This is a genomic window from Paenibacillus sp. FSL R5-0908 (assembly GCF_038006245.1).
Taxonomy (GTDB): domain Bacteria; phylum Bacillota; class Bacilli; order Paenibacillales; family Paenibacillaceae; genus Paenibacillus_AQ; species Paenibacillus_AQ odorifer.
In genome coordinates, this window is sequence record NZ_JBBOUV010000001.1 from 963,133 (window position 1) to 983,311 (window position 20,179).

General features: G+C 42.0%; 17 protein-coding genes. 14 read left to right on the plus strand and 3 right to left on the minus strand.

The window, feature by feature from the left end; all coding sequences use genetic code 11:
* Nucleotides 1–13 precede the first annotated feature (13 nt).
* Nucleotides 14–637: an NAD(P)H-dependent oxidoreductase gene (locus MKZ09_RS04385; RefSeq protein WP_076207655.1), complete on the minus strand. Its 624-nt coding sequence runs from the start codon at nt 635–637 to the stop codon at nt 14–16.
* Between the two features lie 168 nt (nt 638–805).
* On the opposite strand from MKZ09_RS04385, the gene MKZ09_RS04390 reads away from it, so the two are divergent.
* Entirely contained in the window at nt 806–1,480 is a 675-nt protein-coding gene (locus tag MKZ09_RS04390; protein ID WP_256719287.1) for a winged helix DNA-binding protein, read from the plus strand.
* A 2-nt stretch (nt 1,481–1,482) separates the two neighbouring features.
* Here the strand turns inward: MKZ09_RS04390 and MKZ09_RS04395 are convergent, their stop codons facing one another.
* Complete coding sequence (locus MKZ09_RS04395; protein WP_076207659.1) at nt 1,483–2,421, minus strand: helix-turn-helix transcriptional regulator; 939 nt, start codon at nt 2,419–2,421, stop codon at nt 1,483–1,485.
* Nucleotides 2,422–2,521: 100 nt separating this feature from the next.
* On the opposite strand from MKZ09_RS04395, the gene MKZ09_RS04400 reads away from it, so the two are divergent.
* The 8 genes from MKZ09_RS04400 (at nt 2,522) to MKZ09_RS04435 (ending at nt 12,546) form a co-directional block, all read left to right on the plus strand.
* Nucleotides 2,522–2,971: a VOC family protein gene (locus MKZ09_RS04400; RefSeq protein WP_076136816.1), complete on the plus strand. Its 450-nt coding sequence runs from the start codon at nt 2,522–2,524 to the stop codon at nt 2,969–2,971.
* A gap of 242 nt (nt 2,972–3,213) precedes the next feature.
* Complete coding sequence (locus MKZ09_RS04405; protein ID WP_076207661.1) at nt 3,214–4,911, plus strand: hypothetical protein; 1,698 nt, start codon at nt 3,214–3,216, stop codon at nt 4,909–4,911.
* A gap of 112 nt (nt 4,912–5,023) precedes the next feature.
* Nucleotides 5,024–6,904, plus strand: coding sequence for a PAS domain S-box protein (locus tag MKZ09_RS04410; RefSeq protein WP_076207663.1), 1,881 nt, complete (start codon nt 5,024–5,026; stop codon nt 6,902–6,904).
* Nucleotides 6,905–7,137: 233 nt separating this feature from the next.
* Nucleotides 7,138–7,482 carry a YojF family protein gene (locus MKZ09_RS04415; RefSeq protein WP_076207665.1) on the plus strand — a complete coding sequence of 115 codons (345 nt, stop codon included), beginning with the start codon at nt 7,138–7,140 and terminating at the stop codon, nt 7,480–7,482.
* A 23-nt stretch (nt 7,483–7,505) separates the two neighbouring features.
* A complete protein-coding gene (gene bshB2, locus MKZ09_RS04420; RefSeq protein ID WP_038574105.1) occupies nt 7,506–8,159 on the plus strand; it encodes a bacillithiol biosynthesis deacetylase BshB2 in 654 nt (217 codons plus the stop codon).
* A 203-nt stretch (nt 8,160–8,362) separates the two neighbouring features.
* Nucleotides 8,363–10,270 carry a flagellin N-terminal helical domain-containing protein gene (locus tag MKZ09_RS04425; protein ID WP_076136810.1) on the plus strand — a complete coding sequence of 636 codons (1,908 nt, stop codon included), beginning with the start codon at nt 8,363–8,365 and terminating at the stop codon, nt 10,268–10,270.
* A gap of 165 nt (nt 10,271–10,435) precedes the next feature.
* Nucleotides 10,436–11,809 carry a hypothetical protein gene (locus MKZ09_RS04430; protein ID WP_076207667.1) on the plus strand — a complete coding sequence of 458 codons (1,374 nt, stop codon included), beginning with the start codon at nt 10,436–10,438 and terminating at the stop codon, nt 11,807–11,809.
* An 80-nt stretch (nt 11,810–11,889) separates the two neighbouring features.
* A complete protein-coding gene (locus MKZ09_RS04435) occupies nt 11,890–12,546 on the plus strand; it encodes a M48 family metallopeptidase (protein WP_076136931.1) in 657 nt (218 codons plus the stop codon).
* Between the two features lie 58 nt (nt 12,547–12,604).
* On the opposite strand, the gene MKZ09_RS04440 is transcribed toward MKZ09_RS04435, so the two are convergent.
* Nucleotides 12,605–14,302, minus strand: coding sequence for a PucR family transcriptional regulator (locus tag MKZ09_RS04440; protein ID WP_076136807.1), 1,698 nt, complete (start codon nt 14,300–14,302; stop codon nt 12,605–12,607).
* Nucleotides 14,303–14,843: 541 nt separating this feature from the next.
* On the opposite strand from MKZ09_RS04440, the gene MKZ09_RS04445 reads away from it, so the two are divergent.
* The 5 genes from MKZ09_RS04445 (at nt 14,844) to MKZ09_RS04465 (ending at nt 20,164) form a co-directional block, all read left to right on the plus strand.
* On the plus strand, nt 14,844–15,554 hold the full coding sequence (locus tag MKZ09_RS04445) for a DUF2877 domain-containing protein (protein ID WP_143767377.1): 711 nt from the start codon (nt 14,844–14,846) through the stop codon (nt 15,552–15,554).
* Nucleotides 15,555–15,557: 3 nt separating this feature from the next.
* On the plus strand, nt 15,558–17,102 hold the full coding sequence (gene fdrA / locus MKZ09_RS04450) for an acyl-CoA synthetase FdrA (RefSeq protein ID WP_076207669.1): 1,545 nt from the start codon (nt 15,558–15,560) through the stop codon (nt 17,100–17,102).
* 1 nt (nt 17,103) lies between these two features.
* On the plus strand, nt 17,104–18,534 hold the full coding sequence (locus MKZ09_RS04455; protein WP_076207671.1) for a YlbE family protein: 1,431 nt from the start codon (nt 17,104–17,106) through the stop codon (nt 18,532–18,534).
* Between the two features lie 89 nt (nt 18,535–18,623).
* Nucleotides 18,624–19,166 (plus strand): hypothetical protein, encoded by a 543-nt coding sequence (locus MKZ09_RS04460; RefSeq protein WP_218643142.1) that lies wholly within the window; start codon nt 18,624–18,626, stop codon nt 19,164–19,166.
* Nucleotides 19,163–20,164, plus strand: coding sequence for a hypothetical protein (locus MKZ09_RS04465; protein ID WP_256719288.1), 1,002 nt, complete (start codon nt 19,163–19,165; stop codon nt 20,162–20,164). The genes MKZ09_RS04460 and MKZ09_RS04465 overlap by 4 nt, the downstream gene beginning before the upstream one ends.
* Nucleotides 20,165–20,179 lie beyond the last annotated feature (15 nt).

Genomic DNA, 20,179 nt, shown 5'->3' on the forward strand with positions numbered 1-20,179 from the left:
GATCTAGTCTAGTTTAGTCCAGTCGTGCAAACCGTTGTTCTGTTTTATCAAGATGCTTCACCCGCTCTTCTAAGCTGCGATCTGACATCCCGGCATAATTATACCAACGCAGGTTCTTTCGTATTCCCATTTTGCGGAAGGTGCCTCTGAACAGAATTTTGGTGATGGGGTTGCCAAAAATCCAGCGATAAAAGAAGTCGGGCGTGTTCATTACGGTCAGGAGGGACACTCCTTTGATATTCGGGAGCAAGCATTTGAAGGGCCGCCCAGGTTTAGTTTCTTCGTAGACAATGCCTTTTGCGAATACCTTATCAAGAAAACCTTTGGTAAGAGCGGGCATAGCTTCCCACCATATAGGGAAAATGAAGACGATATGATCCGCTGCTATAAGACGCTGCTGATAATTGGCGACTAGCGGGTCGGTGGTTCTCATTTGCCGCCAAGCAGTGAGTTCTTCGTGCGACATGACTGGATCAAATCCATCGGCATGCAGATCGATAAGATCAATCGTATGGCCTTTGGTGGTGAGACCTCGCTTTACGGAGGCTAATAAGGCTGCGGAATAGCTTCGCTGATGGGGGACATTCTCGGACGCTGTTGCTCCGTAGGGATGATCAAAAATAATTAAGACATTCATATAAATACCTTCTTTTCGTATTATTGTTTCCTTGAAATAAAATATTAACTATGGAAACAATAATACGTTTTAAGTTTCCCTGTTGTCAATATTATTTCTAGGAAACTTTATTTATGATCTGTGTCTTGTTAAAATGAGCATAAGATGAATTTACGAGGAGACTTAACAGTGACGCATTCTTTCGAGAACTTAACTAATAAGGATATTTTGATAAAAAAACTGATAGAGATGATTCCCCAACTACAAAAGCGATTTCAATCGGAGGATGATGAAGAGAAGGAATGGTTGATTCAGAACTGCAGTAATCCCCTTATCATTGATTTCCTCCAAGACTCCACAGTCATGATGCTGCATGTAATAGATGCGATTGGACAGCTTGAGCCGGTGAATGGCACTACCATTTCGAAGCAATTCGGAATTCCAAAAGGCAGCGTGTCCAAAATCACTAGAAAATTAGTGCAACAGGAAATTATTCGCACGGAGTTTCTCCCCGATAATAAAAAAGAAGTGCTTTTTCTTACAACACCTCTAGGGAAAGAAATATTCGATTTGCATTCAGCCCTACATAAGCAGATGAATAAAGGGATAAACCGGTTTCTGCAGAGATATAACACAGATGAATTGTTATTTATAATCCAAGCCTTCGAGGATACTTTGGAAGCGTCATGGGTTCATTCGGAATCGGTTGCTGAAAAAGAATTATTAACTGCTGGAGCATCTCTTGAGCCAGTGGAAGACGATGAAATGAGTCAAATCGTAGACATGCTAAACCAACTGGATACGCGCAACCTCAAGAAGGCTAAGGCAGTTCTCCAAGCTGTGTTTTTTACCCCTTTTGCTTAGCTTTATATTTTTTGATAGTGATTTACGAGTTGCTCTAATTTATCTTTGATTATTTGTTTTAAGGCTTCAGGTTTCACAGATGTAACAGCATGACCATATCGCATAAAATAATTAGCCAAGAAATCCTCTTCACCTGGATTATAGAATCCCTTAATGACTGTTTTCGGACCCACCTCTATTTCCATAGAAGGATAATGTTCTTTATAAAAAATATCCTTTGCTTGTTCCGCAATCTCAACTTCAAAGTCAATACTTTTCGCAGACTGATAGATTTCTAATGAACGACTAAGAAGTTCTTCTATAGCATAACGAGCCTTGCTTTCCTCTTCTTCAATGAAGGTTATTCGATCACATCTAAAAACTCTATATGTATTCGTCGTAAGCTCTATTCCAGTGGCATACCATTGACCAAACCTAGCGGAAATCCTAAAGAATTGAACAGGGTAGCGTTTTGTTTGGTTTTCTTTTGTATATTCAATGTTACAGGCACTCTCATTTAGAATACTTGCTAGGATTTTATCTAAAAAACGGCTGACATGCTTATGCTGATACATTTCGAATTTCAGGACCTTTTTCATTTTGTGAATCTGGTTGATTTGTGTACTCGATAGACAATGCTCGAACTTTTCGTTTAGCTTGTTAACACTTAGATGAAAGGGTGTAGATTGATAAGATTCTAACGTCAGCATGGCAAAATACAGCGCATAGACTTCATCTATCGTGAAAATAATAGGGGATAACAATCTGTTTTTTAAAAGTCCATAACGTCCGTGTCTTCCATGTTCCGCGAAAATAGGCATACCTAATTGTTCTAATGAACTAATATCGCGTAGAGCTGTGCTTTTTGAAATAGCGTATTTATCCATGAGATCACTTAAATTAAAGAATTCTCGATTGTTTAAGTACCTCATCATGTCATTTAACCGTTCTGATTTTTTCATATATAAAACTCCTTATAAAGGTGTCATGTTTTGATACCTTTATATAGGATAATAAGTTTAAGGCCAGATATCAAATATATAAAAAGGAGAGATTTATACTATGAGTACAACCCTAGAAGTAGCTATTTTTTTATCGATGAATGGAAGAGCTAAGGAAGCTATAGAATTTTACAAAAAACATTTTAACGCAGAGGAATTGTTACGTGTCACCTATCAACAACTCGCAGAGCGTGACAGCTCCATACAGCTTACGGATGAAAATAAGGATTATATTACTCACTCTGTCCTGTTAATCGGAAAAACAAAAATAATGATAGCAGAAGATACAATGAATACGAATGAGAAATATACAGTGGGCAATAACACTTCATTATGTATTCAAAGTGCTGACTTAGAGGGGATTGAAGGTTTTTATAAAAGCTTAATCACAGACGAGCGCGTGAAAATTATTGCTCCTTTATCCAGCAATGTGTTTAGCAATGCCTACGGTATCATTGAGGATCCCTTTGGTATTCAAATTCAACTCATGTTCGATGAAAGATTACATTAAAAAAGCTTCATGCTTCTAAAACAAACCAAGTTTAAGATGCAGCCGACTAAATTTCAGGGGTATTGTCCTGAGTTTAGACGGCTTTTTTCTTGAGAGACGGATTACCCGCAACCAAACGATAGAACGAAGATCGCGAGACTATGCAGATTGTGCTTTTTGACGTTCCTTTCTAAATTAAGGCGGCACAGCAAAATACCGATAAATATAATAGCTAATGAATATATCTAATGGAGGAAAGACGGATGAAGAGGATTTTTAGTGTTTTGCTAATTGTATTACTGGTTATACCAGCGCTCGGCACTACAACCTTTGCGAGCAGTACGGTGAAGGCTAAGGTAACCGAGAGCAGTACATATTTTGATGGAGAACAGCGGAACCTGAATGGGTTCAACATATCGAATAACAATTATTTCAGACTACGCGATTTGGCAGAGCATTTCTCGGGAACGAGCAGCCAGTTTGATATCACTTGGAATAAAGCGAACAATGCGATTGAGATCATAACTGGACAAGCTTATACGCCCGAAAAGAAAACTACGAGCAACTATTATAGCCGCAATAGAAATTATGCAGCTACGCTTTCAAATTCTAAGGTGCTGGTCAATGGACAGTTGCAGTCTATTACGGCGTACAATATTGATGATAACAATTATTTTCAGTTGAGAGATTTGGCGGGTAAAATCCCGTTCGATATTGAATTTGACGTTCAGTCTGATCGCATATCGTTATTCTCCAAAATCCCAGATCATGCTTACCGGGTAAAGACGGCGGCTGTAGTTGAGAGTAACGGGGAATCTTCTTATTTTCCTAGATGGAAAAGTACGGCCTCTTCTTATCTTGTGAATAATAAGGATGGGACTGTAAGTGTTATTGAGGCGAACAAAGAGTTTACGATTGAAACGTACAATGAGAAGTATGAACTAACAGGCAATAAGAGCATTCCTTTTGAGCTTCCGGTGTTTGGTGGCTTCTTTAGTGGGGAGAAGTATAACTATATTGCTTTTGGCCAAGAGAACCGCGAAGAGAATGATAGCAAAGAAGTCATTCGTATTGTCCGTTATGATAAAAGCTTCAATAGAGTAGACAGTGTCTCCATAAAGGGTGGGGAGAGCTATACCGTTAGCCCGTTTGATTCAGGCTCCGGTAGTATGGCTGAGGCTGGAGATACGCTTGTATTTCACACCTCACGTACAAGATACACGACAGAAGATAAATTAAATCATCAATCCCAGCTTACCATTATCGTAAATACTAAATCCATGACCGTGACCAATGATCTGGGAAGATTCCAGAAGAATCATGTCAGTCACTCTTTTGACCAATATGTATTGTTTGATGGTACAGCGCATGTTCTAGTCGATCACGGCGACGCTTATCCCCGTTCGATTGTTCTGAATAAAGGAGACGGAGCCAGTTATAACGAAGTGGACTTATTTAATATTCCCGGCAAAATCGGAGCGAACGCGACGGGTGTTTCTATAGGCGGATTTGAGATGTCCCCGGCGAACTATATAGTCGCTATGAATTCGGTAGATCATTCCCTAGTCAAAGAGTATACATCTTATGAGATGGTGGGTTTGGAAACAGACCAAAGGGATGTCATGCTTAGTGTGTTGCCCAAGTCCAACCTGAGCAGTACTTCGGTGAATCACATTACCTTGGCTAAATATGTAGGTACGAACCTGATCGCGTCCATCCCTAAACTAGTAAAAATCACAGACGACAAAATGATGGTGCTGTGGCAGGAGTTTGATAAAGAGAATCATCCGGGTGATCTGAAATATGTTCTTATAGATGGAGCGGGGAAAGCTACTAGCGACATCCAAACGATCAAGCATTTTGCCTTATCAGAGTGCAGTCCTATTATTAGTGGTGATAAAATTATTTGGTATACTAACAATAAGGGGTCCCGAGTGTTCTATTCGATCCCGTTAAATTAACGGATTCAATTAATAACAAAGTGGGTAAATTAGACTATAAGCTATAAATAGGACCTTCTAATTAGAAGGTCTATTTTTTCACGCAAAAATCACATCATCCATGGAGGTCGCTATGCATCGCGTAAATCTAAACCAGGAACAGTTCAACCAACAGGTGATTAATCACGCCTCCTTTGGGATCGCCCTTTTATCGCCAAATGGTTTGATTCTGACCGTAAACCCAGCCTTTGAACAGACTTTTGGTTATTCTACTGAAGAGTTTGAGGGTATGCGGTTAGAAGACCTTTCTCACCCCGATGATTTCGGCAACCTTCATGATTTAAAGGCACTCTTGGGTGAGAAGGCGAAATTGCAGATGGAAAAGCAGTTTGTCACAAAAAATGGAGATTATATTTGGGGACAGCTTACTCTCCACTTATTCAGCGACGAGTCGAACCAGCCAGCATATTTCATTTGCCAAATCGTTAACATTACAAAGCAAAAGGAATCCGAGCAACGCCTTCAGGAGTCTGTTGAACGGTATACGTCGCTTAAAAAATATAACCATGACGCCGTCATTTCCTTTGACCTTGACGGTCGAATCATTAACACCAATAGTATGGCGGAAAAGATAACGGGCTACGCCATCGAGTCCGAGTTGATCGGGATGAGGCTTGCGAGTCTGATTGGAGAAGAGAATGTCCAGCGCATACTGGAAAGAGCCCTTTACGATAATACGGTTGAGCAGTATATCAATAAGCTTGTCACTAAGGACAGCGAAGTCGTTGAAGTGCTCACCAGTATTGCACCCATTTATGTGAACAATCATAATATCGGATTTTACCTTATATGCAAGGACATTTCCGAGCAAAGGCAATTGTCGCTAGCTAAGGAAGCCGCAGAGTCCACGAATAGAGCTAAAAGTGAGTTCCTGGCTATGATGAGTCATGAAATTCGCACTCCCATGAACGGAGTGATCGGCATGACTGATATTTTGCTTGAAACAGAGCTTAATGAAGAACAACGTGAATATGTAGAAATCATTCGCAAAAGCGGAGGAATCCTGCTTAATATAATTAATGATATCCTTGATCTTTCAAAAATTGAGGCAGGCCGTAGCGAGCTGCAAGAGGATACATTTGATCTGCGAACTTGCCTCAAGGACAGCTTTTCTGTTATTGCAATAAAAGCTGAACAAAAAAATCTGGAGCTCACCAGCATCATAAATCATGACGTTCCGGAATTTATTTACGGTGACGAGGAACGCTTGAAGCAGGTGTTCTTGAACCTGCTAGGCAATGCTGTGAAATTCACACCGGCGGGCAGCATATCGGTAAAAGTGAGGCTTATAAAGGAAGATCCCTCCCTGCTTGCCTTTACGGTAACCGATACTGGCATTGGAATTGATCCTGATCGACTTACTGATATTTTTGAACCGTTTGAGCAGGTGGATAGCTTTATGATGCGGAGACATGAAGGTACGGGGCTTGGCCTTGCCATCAGCCGCAGAATTGTCGAAATGATGGGTGGTGAGATCTATGCGGAGAGTGACGGCAAGAGCGGTACGTCGGTTACCTTCACAATCAAGCCCAAGAAATCAGTGGTAATCCCTCGCCAAGAGGCTAACATTAACAAGCTTCATACCGCACGTGAGGCAAGAATTTTACTTGCTGAAGACAACACTATTAATGCGCTAGTACTGACCAAAATACTCGAAAAAATGGGTCACAGCGTTATCGCCGTAACAAACGGCATAGATGCGGTTGAAGCAGCACGGAAAGAACCCTTTGATCTTATTTTATTGGATCTTCACATGCCCATTATGAACGGTATAGAGGCTATGAAGATGTTAAGAGATGAGCATCAAGAGAAATGTCCGCCCATCATCGCGGTCACGGCTAATGCTTTGAAGGGTGACCGCGAAAATTGTCTAGCTGCCGGGATGGACGAGTATATCAGCAAGCCAGTAAAGCGTGAAGTCATCGTAAAGATGTTAGATCAGTTCGTGATCTAATATAAACAGCATAACCTCTCAGTGATATTATCCCCTTCAGGTGAACAGTAAAAAGCCAGTCCATTACTGTTACACTTGGAGGGGATCGCTCTATCCATTGAATTACATAGCATTGCACGTTATACTTTGAAAAGAAATACGGACCCGCTTATCATATAACAGATCCGTCCTTCTATAAGGTATGGATCTTATTTTTTGTATGTATATATTCAGTCAGAGATGGAGGCGCAACATTGCAGCTAATCAATCAATCGGAAGTACAAGATAGGATCGACCTGCTTAAAGATCAGGATCTATATATCCATCTTGAGATGACAACGGGAGCCTACGCTGCCCATTTAGATAGTTCGAAGCATCCAGCCGCTACTTTTATTACCAATGCTGTTATTCGATATTCCCATGGTTCGATTTCCGGCAACGGTCCTTATCGGGTCGGCTTAAAAATGTCGCAGGGCTGGGTATACTCAGAAGGGCTAACTCACTATGAAGAGAGTGAGACAGGCAGATTGATTATGGCGGGACATGATCCTCAAGGCAAACTGATCGTATCGTTACAATTAAGCCGAGAGCCGTTCTAATGGAAGAGGAGATGAAGAGTTCTGTGGAAAAACATATTCTTGTTATTTTGCCACATCCGGATGATGAGGCCTTCGGTATATCAGGGACCCTTGCCAAACATATACAAAATGGGACCCAAGTTACCTACGCATGCCTAACGCTTGGAGAAATGGGCCGAAATATGGGCATCCCGCCCTTTGCGAATCGGGTAACCCTCCCAGAAATACGTAAGAAGGAGCTGGAGGAATCCTGCGAGGCTATTGGCATACAGGATTTAAGAATGCTTGGTTTTCACGACAAGACGATAGAATTCGAAGATCAGGTCTTGCTCGATGGGCAGATTGATGCGCTCTTGAAAGAGCTTAAACCTTCGCTGATCATCACGTTCTATCCAGGGTACAGCGTTCATCCTGATCACGATGCTACTGGAGCTGCAGTGATCCGAACCGTTGCAAGATTGCCGAAGGAAGAAAGACCTCCTGTTCACTGTATAGCTTTTGCTAATAATATTGTAGAGATTGGGGAGCCAAAGGTTATCAATGATGTGAGAGATTTCCTCAAGCACAAGATGGCGTCCATTCAGGCGCATCGTTCCCAATTCCAAGCTGCTGAGCTGTTGGGCAGCAAACCTTTAAATGATAAAGAGATCCAAGCTCGTTTTGGAACAGAACATTTCTGGATTTATCCGTTTGAATGATAATGATCTAGTCAGAATTTTAGCGGTGATTTGTTGTCGGTGCTTAACCGGTGATAGGTCGCCGTTTTTGTATGCGAATATTCAACTTTTCAGCGGGGGACGGTGGGAATTTAAGGTGAGGCCTTAAGACACGGGTAATTTGACCTAAAAAATTACTAAGGACTATCCGATATAGAAGATACTAACAATTGAAAGGTGATTAAATGCGAATCGGTCACAACATCACGTCTTTAAATAGTTTGAACAGATTAAATAAAAATAATAAATCTACTACAAGTTCACTGGAGAGGTTATCTTCTGGACTTCGGATAAATATAGCGGCAGATGATGCTGCAGGATTAGCAATTTCTGAGAAAATGAGAGCACAGATTCGTGGATTGTCTCAGGCAGCAAGGAATACACAGGATGGTATTTCACTAATTCAGACTGCTGAGGGTGGACTTGGAACTATACAAGATCCTAATCTGCTAAGACTACGGGAGCTTGCAATACAGGCTTCAAATGATACCTTAACAAATTTTGATCGAACATTGATTCAAAAAGAAGTTGAGCAGATAAAGCTTGGGATAAATGATATTGCTAATAACACTCAATTTAATGGAATTCATTTATTGAATAATGACCTTGAAGTAAACACGAATATTACCCCAGTACAGGGCAATATAAGTACGAACTGGACAGCTAACATACCTGCCAGAGATTTATCTAAGACTTCAGATGGAGGTTACGTCGGAATAAGAATTCCCGGTAATAATCCCTTCAAATTAGATAGTATGGGTAATCTAGTTTGGTCACAAGCAATTCCTAATATGGATGTATATAGTATTAAGGAATCTAGTGATGGTGGTTATATTTTATTAGGAAATGATTTTTCAGCAGGAGCAGTTTCCGATCAAAGGATAAATATAATTAAATGGGATGGGAATTTGAATGAGCAGTGGAGTACAGGGGTATCTGGCGTCTACTCCATTATGGGGAATGAAGTAATTGAGACTAGTGACGGTTCCTTTATTGTGGCAGGGACGGGTTCCGGTATTCAAAATTGGGATGGCCTTATGGCTAAATTTAATAGTAGTGGTGTGCAACAATCCACCTCGATAGTGGGTTCTTCACAATCCAATCCTGTTGGCTATGGAAGCGAAGAATTTAATTCTATTATTGAAACTGCTGACGGCGGTTATTTGGCTATTGGTTCATCAAGTCTCAAACTAAACAGTTCTTATACCGATAAGTCAAGCTGGGTTGTGAAATATGATAGTAACTTAAATCCGTTATGGGACACACGAGTCGGTGCTGCTGGGGATGATGAAGGTTACCGCGCCATCGCAACCAGTGATGGAGGGGCCATAATTGTTGGTTCTTATAACGACTCTACTAAAACTAGTGGATTAATCTATAAACTAGACAGTAGTGGAAACGTATTGTGGGAGAAGAATATATCAAATGAAACTTCCAACTCCAGTCAACTTACTAGCATTACAGAAATGAAAGATGGGAATTACATCGTTGGAGGAATAGTAGATAATAATTATCGTCTTTCCATTTTTGATCCACAGGGAAATGAATTGGCTAATGTTAATCTAAATGGTGGGGGCTCTACGGATAGATTAAATAACATTATTAGTAATGATGACGGAAGTTACACTTTTTCAACTACAACTGGAATAACCAATTTCAATGTATCTTATGGATCAAACCCCGGTACCACATATGATTACAAAACAGTAAACCTTCAGGTCGGAGCAAACTCTGGGGATAACTTCACTGTTAAATTAACAGATGCTAGAACTACTGCTCTGGGAATTGCGGATATAGATCTTTCAACTAGACAAGGTGCCGAATTAGCGATTTCGAAAATAGACAAGGCTATAAATACCGTTTCATCCAAGCGTTCAATGTACGGCGCGTATCAAAATGCATTAGAACATATCCATAATAACCTAACCAATTACGAAGTAAACTTAACAGCAGCTGAATCACGAATAAGAGATGCGGATATGGCAAAGGAAATGATGAAGCTTACCAAATTCAATGTCCTATCTCAAGCATCACAAGCCATGTTGGCTCAAGCTAATCAACAGCCTCAAGGCGTGTTAGAGTTGTTAAAATAGGGCTATACATACAGTCTATGCATTTCAGTGCATAGACTTTTTTTAGAATCTATGAGGATCTAAGAAATGATTTACAAAAAAATTTCCAGAGACTATTATATTTCTATGCGTAATATTTTCCTTTTTTAACTAGATTATTGTAAGAATTTATCTTTGGAGGTTCAAATGAGAAAGCACGACAAAATCATTTCCTTCATCTTCATGTTCATTATGATGGTGACGGCTATTTTCTGGGTAAACTCGACCACTAGTTGGACTATGATGGGTACCCTTGCTTCCGTGGCCTGTTTCGTACTTTTTATATTATTGGGACTCCGCACTATCCCTGTTTTGACAGATTTTGTTCTGACAAATCCAGCACCTGAAGTAACTCTGGAAAATAAAACACGGGACAGAAAGCAGGCTTGGCTATATATTATCGGCTGGATAGTGGCTAGTCGGGTCTTGCTTATGTTTATCGGTTATATATTTTTGATCATACAGAATGGCTATTCCGGTGGTTTGTTTAACAAAATAGCTGAGACCTGGCATATATCGGTGATCGACGCTTCACATTATTTGGGCATCGCGGAGAATTGGTATGTGACGGAGGGAGATCCGAAATACCATATTGTGTTTTTTCCTTTTTTTCCAAATCTAATTAAAGTAGTTCAGGTATTCGTAGGGAATTATCTCGTCGCTGGTTTCATCGTTTCTAATATTTGCTCGCTTGTTGCTGCCTTGGTCGCCTATGAGCTTGCCTCACTAGACATGCATCGAAAGAGTGCTATGCGAGTAGTGAAGTATATTTTTATATTTCCGGCTGCGTTCTTTTTCTTCATCCCAATGACCGAATCTCTATTTCTGGCCTTATCGCTGTTGTGTTTATATTTTGTGAGAAAAAAAGAATGGCTCATCGGATGTTTATGCGGTGCACTCGCAGCGTATACGCGTTCTCCAGGGGTGCTGTTGATTGTACCGGTTGCGATTGAATTTGCACGGGAACTTATAGGAATTTATAAATTACTAGATAAAAAAGCGTTTATACATAAGGTGACCACCGCCGTTGGCTGTCTTGCTATCATATCGATGGGTTTGCTGGCTTATCTTTATATCAACTACTATGTTACGGGAAATGCTTTTCAGTTCAGTATTTACCAGAGAGAGCATTGGTCACAGAAGTTCTATCTCTTTTTCGATACCGTAAGATATCAAGTGGAATATGCGGTGGGCACCTTTAAAAGTGGAGATAGCCGTTCTTTTCTCGGCATGTGGCTGCCTAATTTAATCGCTATATTCTCAGCACTAATTATCATGTTTATGGGAGCAAGAAAACTACGGCCATCCTATACTGCTTATTTTATCGTGTATTTTGCTTTCGTAGTGGGAGCTACCTGGCTGCTGTCAGCCCCGCGTTATTTGCTTGTTGCTTTTCCGCTAGCATTTGCAGCCGTTGCGCTTACTAATGAAAAGCCGAAGGATGTTGCACTCACTGTTATATCTGTTGTGGGTAGTATATTGTACTTGGCAATGTTTGTAGCGGGGTATCCGGTGTATTGAGGAATCATGTTAAAATAGGAGAACGCCTAGGTGCGTTCTTCTTTTTTATTGCGAATAATCTTATAGAAACGATGGTGGGTATGAAGATTGATTACGACAATCAGGTGATCGAGTTTAATGTTCAATATGGAAACGGGAAAAAAATCTCCATTCATATAGATTCGTCAGGGCGCATAACACTCAAGGCACCTAAGAAAACATCTGAAGAGACGATTAAAAGTGTGGTTGAGCGTAATGGCAAAATGATTGTGGAGAAGCTGCAAAGTCTCGAAGCGGCTCGTGAAACGCCAAAGATGATCAGAGCCTACGAAGATGAAGGGAAGTTCCTGTATCTAGGCAAATATTATTCTCTGCATGAGCTTATAGAGACAGCGGAGTTAAGTGAAGAACAACTTCAGTTAAAGCTGAAAAAGTTCTATTTCTCTAGCTGCAAGAAGCTTATAGGAGAGCGGATCACTAGGTACCAGACGCAGCTTAGAGTAAAACCTAAGAGTATCGAGATTGTAGAGTCCAGGACCAAATGGGGAAGCTGCAGCTCCGATAAAAAACTAACCTTTAACTATCGTCTGGCCATGGCTCCCGTGGAGGTTATCGATTATGTGATCATCCATGAGTTATGTCATTTGCTGCATATGAACCATGATCGCTCCTTTTGGCGACGGGTTGGAAGCCTAATGCCGGATTATAAGGAGAAGGAAGAATATTTAGCAAGATATGGAGGTGCTATGACGTTATGAAAAAAAGGGTATTCCAGTGCAACTAGAGTAAGGGTTGCCGGGAATACCCTTCGTTATTTTAACCCCTTTGCAGCAATCGATAGAGGTTAAGTGCCAGTTGAATCTCGAATAACTCATCTGAGTTTTTCAGATCTATATTTAGCAAATCTTTGATTTTATCAATCCGGTAAATAAAGGTATTGCGGTGAATAAACATCGCTTTGGCGGCTTCGGTTACATTCTGATTGTACATAAAATAATACTCCAAGGTAGACATGAATCTCGTGTTCATCGTCTGGTCATGTTCATGGATGCCTCCCAGAACTTTGTTAAAGAATGTCTCCATTTCCGTAGGCTTAATATTGGAATCCAGAAAATGATAGACAGAATAATCCTCGAAGTGAGCAATGCTCCGGCTGTCTTTATTAAACCGCTGCATGAGCCGCATAGCTTCCTGGGCCTCGAAGAAGCTTCGATGGAGCGAAGCAAGTGTCTTATACTGACTGCCAATGCCGATGAGAAAATGGTTTTTAGTCATTTCCTGAGCCAGCAACTGCAGCACCTCTTGTGCAAAGGCTTTCGTATCGCTTACGGAAATTGGCGGTTTATTTTCATTTTTGCCGATCAAGATGATGATTTGCTGATTGCGATAGTAACAGATTAGCTCTCCACCTGCATTACTAGACAAGCCATAGATCAAATTGACACATTTTTTGACCATATGCTCCATTTCATATTTTCTATAAACCATGTCCGTGTAGTTTTCCAGCTGTGTAGCTTCAATATGGATAACTGTACAGTAATACGCATAGTTAACTTTAAGCCCATGCATAGCAGACAGGGAATGCAGTGTTTCTGTTGAAGTAATATTGCCAGCTAATAAGTCGTCGAAGAAGTCCTGCCTGATTTTATGCTTTACCTCTTCGATTTCCTTGGCTTTGATCCGGTCCAGTGCAAGCATCGTGGATACATGCTCTAACGCGGTGTAGTCAAATTCAACCAGCTTGCGTACCGTTTGCAGAACGACGATATACGCGTAAGCGTTACTGGATACAGAAACCGGCATAATGCAGCACTTGTACGGCTGTCCCTGAGAATAGTAGGTGCGTTTGATGGATTTTTTGATTTCAGTAATATACTTTGGGAAAGCTACCGTGAACTCTGGTGGAAAAACAGGCCTGTTCTTCACCAGTGGCAGGAATTCCTGAAGTGGAGATGGGTTATCCTTATGATCTGTATAGCAGAGTAGGTTCCAGTCTCTATCTAATATAAGAACAGGGTTATGGATGGTGTCGGACAATTCCGCCGATATTTGCTCAATACCGCCTCCTTCGAGTGCGATTTTGAACAGTGCGTTATGAAGGTCGAGCGAACGTCGGTTCACTGCATCGTAATCCGCGTTGGTCTTTTCGTTAATGATCGCAATGACTCTGGACAAGGTGTATTCAAAAGGGAGCTCCAGTAGCGGAAGTCCATGCTTATCAGCAAGCTCGATCATGTTCTGCGGGATAGCCTCGAAATATCGCTTCATTTTGATGCAGAGTCCTGCACAGTTATTCTCCACCAGCTCATGAATGAATTTGTTCTGCAGCTCCGTGCTGTCTTTGAAGATATAGCCGGTGGATAAAAGCAGCTCGTTCGAGGTCAGCCAGTCAAATACGTCCGGATTCTCGATGATATTAACTACGGAGATTTGATTGTTTAGGCCAGAATGCCCCGCAACGATCTTTATGCCTTCGATGGATTTGATTTGTAAGATATCTTTTATCGTTAGCATCAATTCACACCTCTCATCATCACCCATTGTGCAATGTGCATAGTGATTACTTGTTGTTTTTAGTGTTCTTGTATGATGACCCCCAGTGTACGGAGGACTACAATAAGGGTGTCAGGTAACGTTTAACCGTTAAACTGTGATATATTTCACAAAAATATCCTTTTTTACACAGAAAGCAACTCAATCTTCATCATTCTTGGAATTTTATGAACTGAGTGTAACATCTTCTATCATTCATCATCAACCGTTACGGTTTTTTTATGAGAACGCTTTCTATATAGGATAACCTGACAATAAGTGACCAAACCATTATCTACTTCCTTCTCAAGGGGGCGATCAAACGGAGTATTCTCAGAGCAAGTGTACCTCTTATTTAAAAGCTGGGATATCCAGTGATAGCGAGTTCTTTCATCGGATTCGAGAATCAAGATTTTTCGGAAATGTACACAGCATATTTGAGCGGACAGTAAATGTAAGGTGCAAGGCAACTGATGAATTATATACCATTGCGAGCAGTAGGGTAGATAATGCGCCTAATACTTTGATCACAGAGGTTAGTAGTTTTTCGGTTCTTGGACTGGTTGTGGGAGAAGAAGTTTTTGCGGAGAGTGATCAATTATATATTGGCACTAAGCTTTCAATATCGATGAAGGAACTGACAGTTTGGCAGAGCTCTTTATCTGTTTTTCCAATAGAAGTAAAGACGCTAAGAGATAATTTGGCTGCGGCAAAAGCTTATATCAATAGCTATGGAAAACCAGGCGGTATGAAGCAGTTTGCGGGTTCTAGCAGCTTTGAGAGAGAAACGATGCGGCTGCTGGAAGAGCGATCTTCAGGTCTTCTGAACGCCTTGGCGAATGACAGCATGGAAGAGGCTGCTTTTTATGCAATTCGACTAATGGGATTAGGCCCAGGGCTGACTCCGTCGGGAGATGATTTTTTAGTTGGATTGTTTGCTGTGATCCATCTGCCTCAGAGTCCTATTAGTAAATACCAGCTGTGGTGCAGGGAAGTCGTGAACGAAGCAGCTGAATTAACGAATGAAATAAGCTATATGGCTCTGAAAAAAGCGGCTTGGGGTCAGGTGAGAGAGTCAATGGGTCAGATGCTGCATTCGCTCATGTATGAGAGTAAGGAAAATATGCTTCTTGGCTTATCGGCAGTGCTGGATATAGGTTCTTCTTCCGGAACAGATATTGCCTTGGGAATCATTAGCGGTTTGGATCTTAATCTAGAACAACGTTGGAGGTAAGATATGTCGACTAAAATAGTAATTAAAAGAAACACATACTTTGATTCCGTCTCGCTCATGTCGTTGTCGACCAAAGCGAATCAAATAGAGGGTGTCGAACAAGCTTTTATCGCTATGGCTACTCAAATGAATAAAGAGGTATTAGCGAATGTAGGGCTGATAACCCCTGAGCTAGAGGAAGCTAAGAATAGTGACCTGATGATCGTAATCAAAGCAGCATCCCCTGAGCTGGCTGAAGTTGCCTTTGAAGTAATCGAAGAGCTGTTTATTAAAAAAGACAGTGCAGTTGGTGGTACAGAGCTTAAATATCCAACAATTGAGTCGGCAGTGAAGAATATGACAGCAGCTAATCTTGCAGTGATTTCAGTCAACGGAGCGTTTGCAGCCAGAGAAGCAAGAAAAGCGCTGGAGAATAATCTCCATGTCATGATGTTCAGTGACAACGTAAGCGTAGAAGACGAAATTGAATTAAAAAAAATAGCACATGAGCGTGGATTACTGATGATGGGGCCGGATTGCGGAACCGCGATCATTGGAAATATGGCCCTATGTTTTGCCAATAAGGTTCGTAAAGGAAATATCGGCATCGTGGGTGCATCCGGCACAGGAAGTCAGGAAATCAGCGTGCGGATTCACGATTTTGGCGGAGGCATCTCACAGTTGATTGGTACAGGCGGCAGAGACCTAAGTGAACGTGTCGGCGGAGTAATGATGCTTGATGCTATGAAAGCGCTTAACGAAGACGAAGCCACTAAGGTCATTGTGTTGATTTCCAAGCCACCAGCCAAAAGTGTGGAACAAAAAGTGCTGAATGAAATCAAAAATATGCATAAGCCTGTCGTGGTCTGCTTTATCGGAGGAACGGAGGAAGCTGTTCTGGAGGCAGGTGGACATTTTGCCAAAACAACCAAAGAGGCCGCGCTGAAGGCGGTAATTCTATCCGGCATTGATGAGAGTCAAATTGACAAGCATCCGCTAAACCTTCCGCTGATTGAGGAGATTAAGGTCAGGCTGAAACCAGAACAGAAGTATATTCGTGGGTTATTCTGCGGCGGTACTTTATGTGATGAAGCAATGTATCTAGCGATGGAGAAATACGAAGATGTCTATAGCAACATTCCAAAAGATCCGGAATATCAGCTGGGTGATATCCATATCAGCCAAGCGCATACGTTTATTGACTTTGGGGATGATGGTTTCACTAACGGCAAACCACATCCGATGATTGATCCTTCTTCACGGATTGCCAGATTCAAGCAGGAAGCGAAGGACCCGGCGGTGGGCGTGATCATTATGGATTTTGTATTAGGCTATGGATCGCATGAGGATCCAGTAGGTGTTATGGTGCCTGCAATTATTGAGGCTAAGCAAGCAGCGGAACAAGAAGGCAGACATTTGGAGATTATCGGCTATGTACTTGGAACCGATCTGGATACACCCTCCGCCCAAGAACAGCTTGATAAGTTGGTATCCGCAGGTGTTACCTATGCAAGCAGTAATACGAATGCAGGACTTCTTGCCAGAGGTTTTGTAGAGAAGGGAGTATAACATGAGCAGAATCAATGAGTTATTTAAGAGTGAACTTCACGTTATCAATGTCGGCCTAGAAATGTTCAAGGATGATATTCTGAAGCAAAAAGGCAACGTAACCCATCTGGAATGGAAGCCACCTGGTGGAGGTAAGCCCGAATTAATTGCTGCACTGGATGCGTTAGAGCAAGAGGGGATTGCTGCAAAAATTGAGGCTGCCAACAAGCTGGCTGTAGAGCGAATCGTGAATTCACAACCGGTATTGATTGGTTTTGATCAAGCGATCAACGTCGTACCCGGGATGACTAAAACTACGATATTGCATGCAGGACCTCCGATTACTTGGGATAAGATGAGTGGTCCCATGAAAGGTGCAGTTACCGGCGCTTTGGTCTTTGAGGGCTTGGCGAAGGATCTCGATGAAGCTGCCGAACTAGCGGCATCAGGTGAGATTACGTTCTCCCCTTGTCACGAGCATAATTGTGTGGGTTCCATGGCAGGGGTAACCTCAGCCTCTATGTTCATGCACATTGTAGAGAATAAAACGTATGGCAACATCGCTTATACGAACCTTAGTGAGCAACTGTCGAAAATCTTGCGGATGGGTGCAAACGATGAAACGGTCGTTGCCCGTTTGATCTGGATGAGAGATGTGCTTGGACCGATGCTGCGTGAGGCGATGAAGTTCTCTGAGAACGGCATTGATCTGCGGCTCATGTTATCACAGGCACTCCATATGGGAGATGAATGCCATAACCGCAACAACGCTGGAACGACTCTTTTGATTCAGGCATTAACGCCGCTTATCCTGAGAACAGATTTTACTAATGAGCAGAAAATCGAAGTGTTCGACTTTGTGGCAATGAGTGATTATTTCTCCGGACCAACTTGGATGGCTCTTTGTAAATGTGCACTTGATGCTGCCCATGGCATCGAGCATAGTACCATCGTAACAACGATGGCCCGCAATGGCGTGGAATTCGGTATTCGTGTCAGTGGAATGCCAGGCAATACCTGGTTTACCGGCCCCGCTCAAAAGGTTGTCGGACCGATGTTTGCAGGATATAAGCCGGAAGATTCGGGACTCGATATCGGTGACAGTGCGATTACCGAAACGTATGGTATAGGTGGCTTCGCCATGGCAACTGCACCGGCCATTGTAGCATTAGTTGGGGGAACCGTAGATGATGCCATGAACTATTCTGTGAAAATGAAGGAAATCACTACAACGGAGAATCCAAATGTGACGATTCCTTTGTTGAACTTCCGCGGAATTCCTACTGGAATCGATATTCGTAAAGTGGGTCAAACCAGCATTATGCCAGTGATCAACACGGCTATTGCCCATAAGGATCCAGGCGTCGGAATGATTGGAGCCGGAATCACTCATCCTCCAATCGAGTGTTTCGAGCAAGCCATTCTCGCTTTTAGCCAGAGCATGCATTCATAGAACCATCTGCCCTTCAGGCCTATTCAAGGGCCTGAGGGCTTCATAAGCCATTGGTATGTAAGCGCTAACGATCTAGGGGGAGATTTATTATGGATCAAGTATTTATGAAGATGTTCTGGAAAAAGGGAGATTGGGCCGCGTTTTTCGGGCTGCTTGCTAACAATTTAACCAATCTGCTTACGATGATTTCACTGTTAATTTTTGTAGTAGGATTTCCGGAAGGTATGGTTTACGGCAGAGTCGTTCCTGCGTTTGGACTCGCGATTTTTATCGCAAGTATTGCTTATGGCTGGTTTGGATATCAGCTAGCCAAAAAAACAGGCCGAACGGATATAACCGCATTACCTTCAGGACCTAGTGCTCCATCGATTTTTACGGTAACTTTTCTAGTGTTAATTCCCGTATTTAGAGAAACCAATGATGCATCATTTGCGCTGCAAATTGGTCTCGTATGGTGCCTGTTTGAAGCCTTGATTCTTATTGTCGGCTCATTTCTGGGAGATATGCTGCGCAAGGTTATTCCAAGAACCGTACTTTTATCTTGTTTATCTGGACTTGGATTGTTATTGCTGGCCATGAACCCGATGCTGCAATCCTTTGAAACACCTGTGGTGCTTTTGTTGTACTTGTGATCATCTTTATTAACTGGTTTGGCAAATCGCCGATATTCAAAAAAATTCCTACAGGATTTCTGCTGCTGATTGCTGGAACTGCGCTGGCTTGGATATTCGGCTTGCAGAATCCAGAAGCGATCACAACGGCTCTTTCAACACTGGGGTTTAATCCACCTGAGGTGCATATTACCAGCCTAATTCAAGGGATACCGCATGCCTTGCCATACCTGGCTTCTGCAATTCCATTGGGACTGGCGAATTATATTTTTGACCTTGAAAATATTGAGAGCGCACACGCTGCGGGAGACCCTTATAACACTCGTAACGTTATGCTAACGAATGGGGTTGCTTCAAGTATTGGTGCTTTCACAGGTAATCCGTTCCCGGTAACTGTGTATATTGGTCATGCAGGCTGGAAATCTATTGGGGCTGGACTTGGTTATACCATAGCTTCTGGTTTCTCCATGTTAATTATTTGTCTCTTTGGCATAGGGGCACTGCTGTTGTCTATCATACCTGTTGTGGCGATTGTTCCGATTCTGGTCTATGTCGGGGTCGTTACGGCGAATCAGGTGGTTCGAGAGACACCTAAAAATGAAGTGCCCGTTATCTTTATCACCTTGTTCCCATGGATTGCTAACTGGGCTTTAACGCTTGCGAACAACATTTTTACTGCGGCTGAAACTTCGGCTTCTAAGGTGGGGATTGATCTCTTATTAAGTAAAGGGGTTTATTACAACGGCCTGATGCATTTAGGAAATGGTGCACCGCTTAGCAGCTTGATTTGGGGCTCCATCACTATTTTCTCTATCCTGAATAAACCACTGCGGGCTGCTGTCTTTGCTGTAATCGCGTCTGGTCTATCTTTATTTGGGATCATTCACGCGCCGACTGTTGGATTTGCTCAAGCTTCACTTATGCCGTTCGTATACGCCTATTTGATGGTTGCAGGGTTATTTGTTTATAAGCATTTTTCAGACCTTCGTGACCCAGCGAACAAGCTGCAATCCGAATAAATAATTGATAAAAAG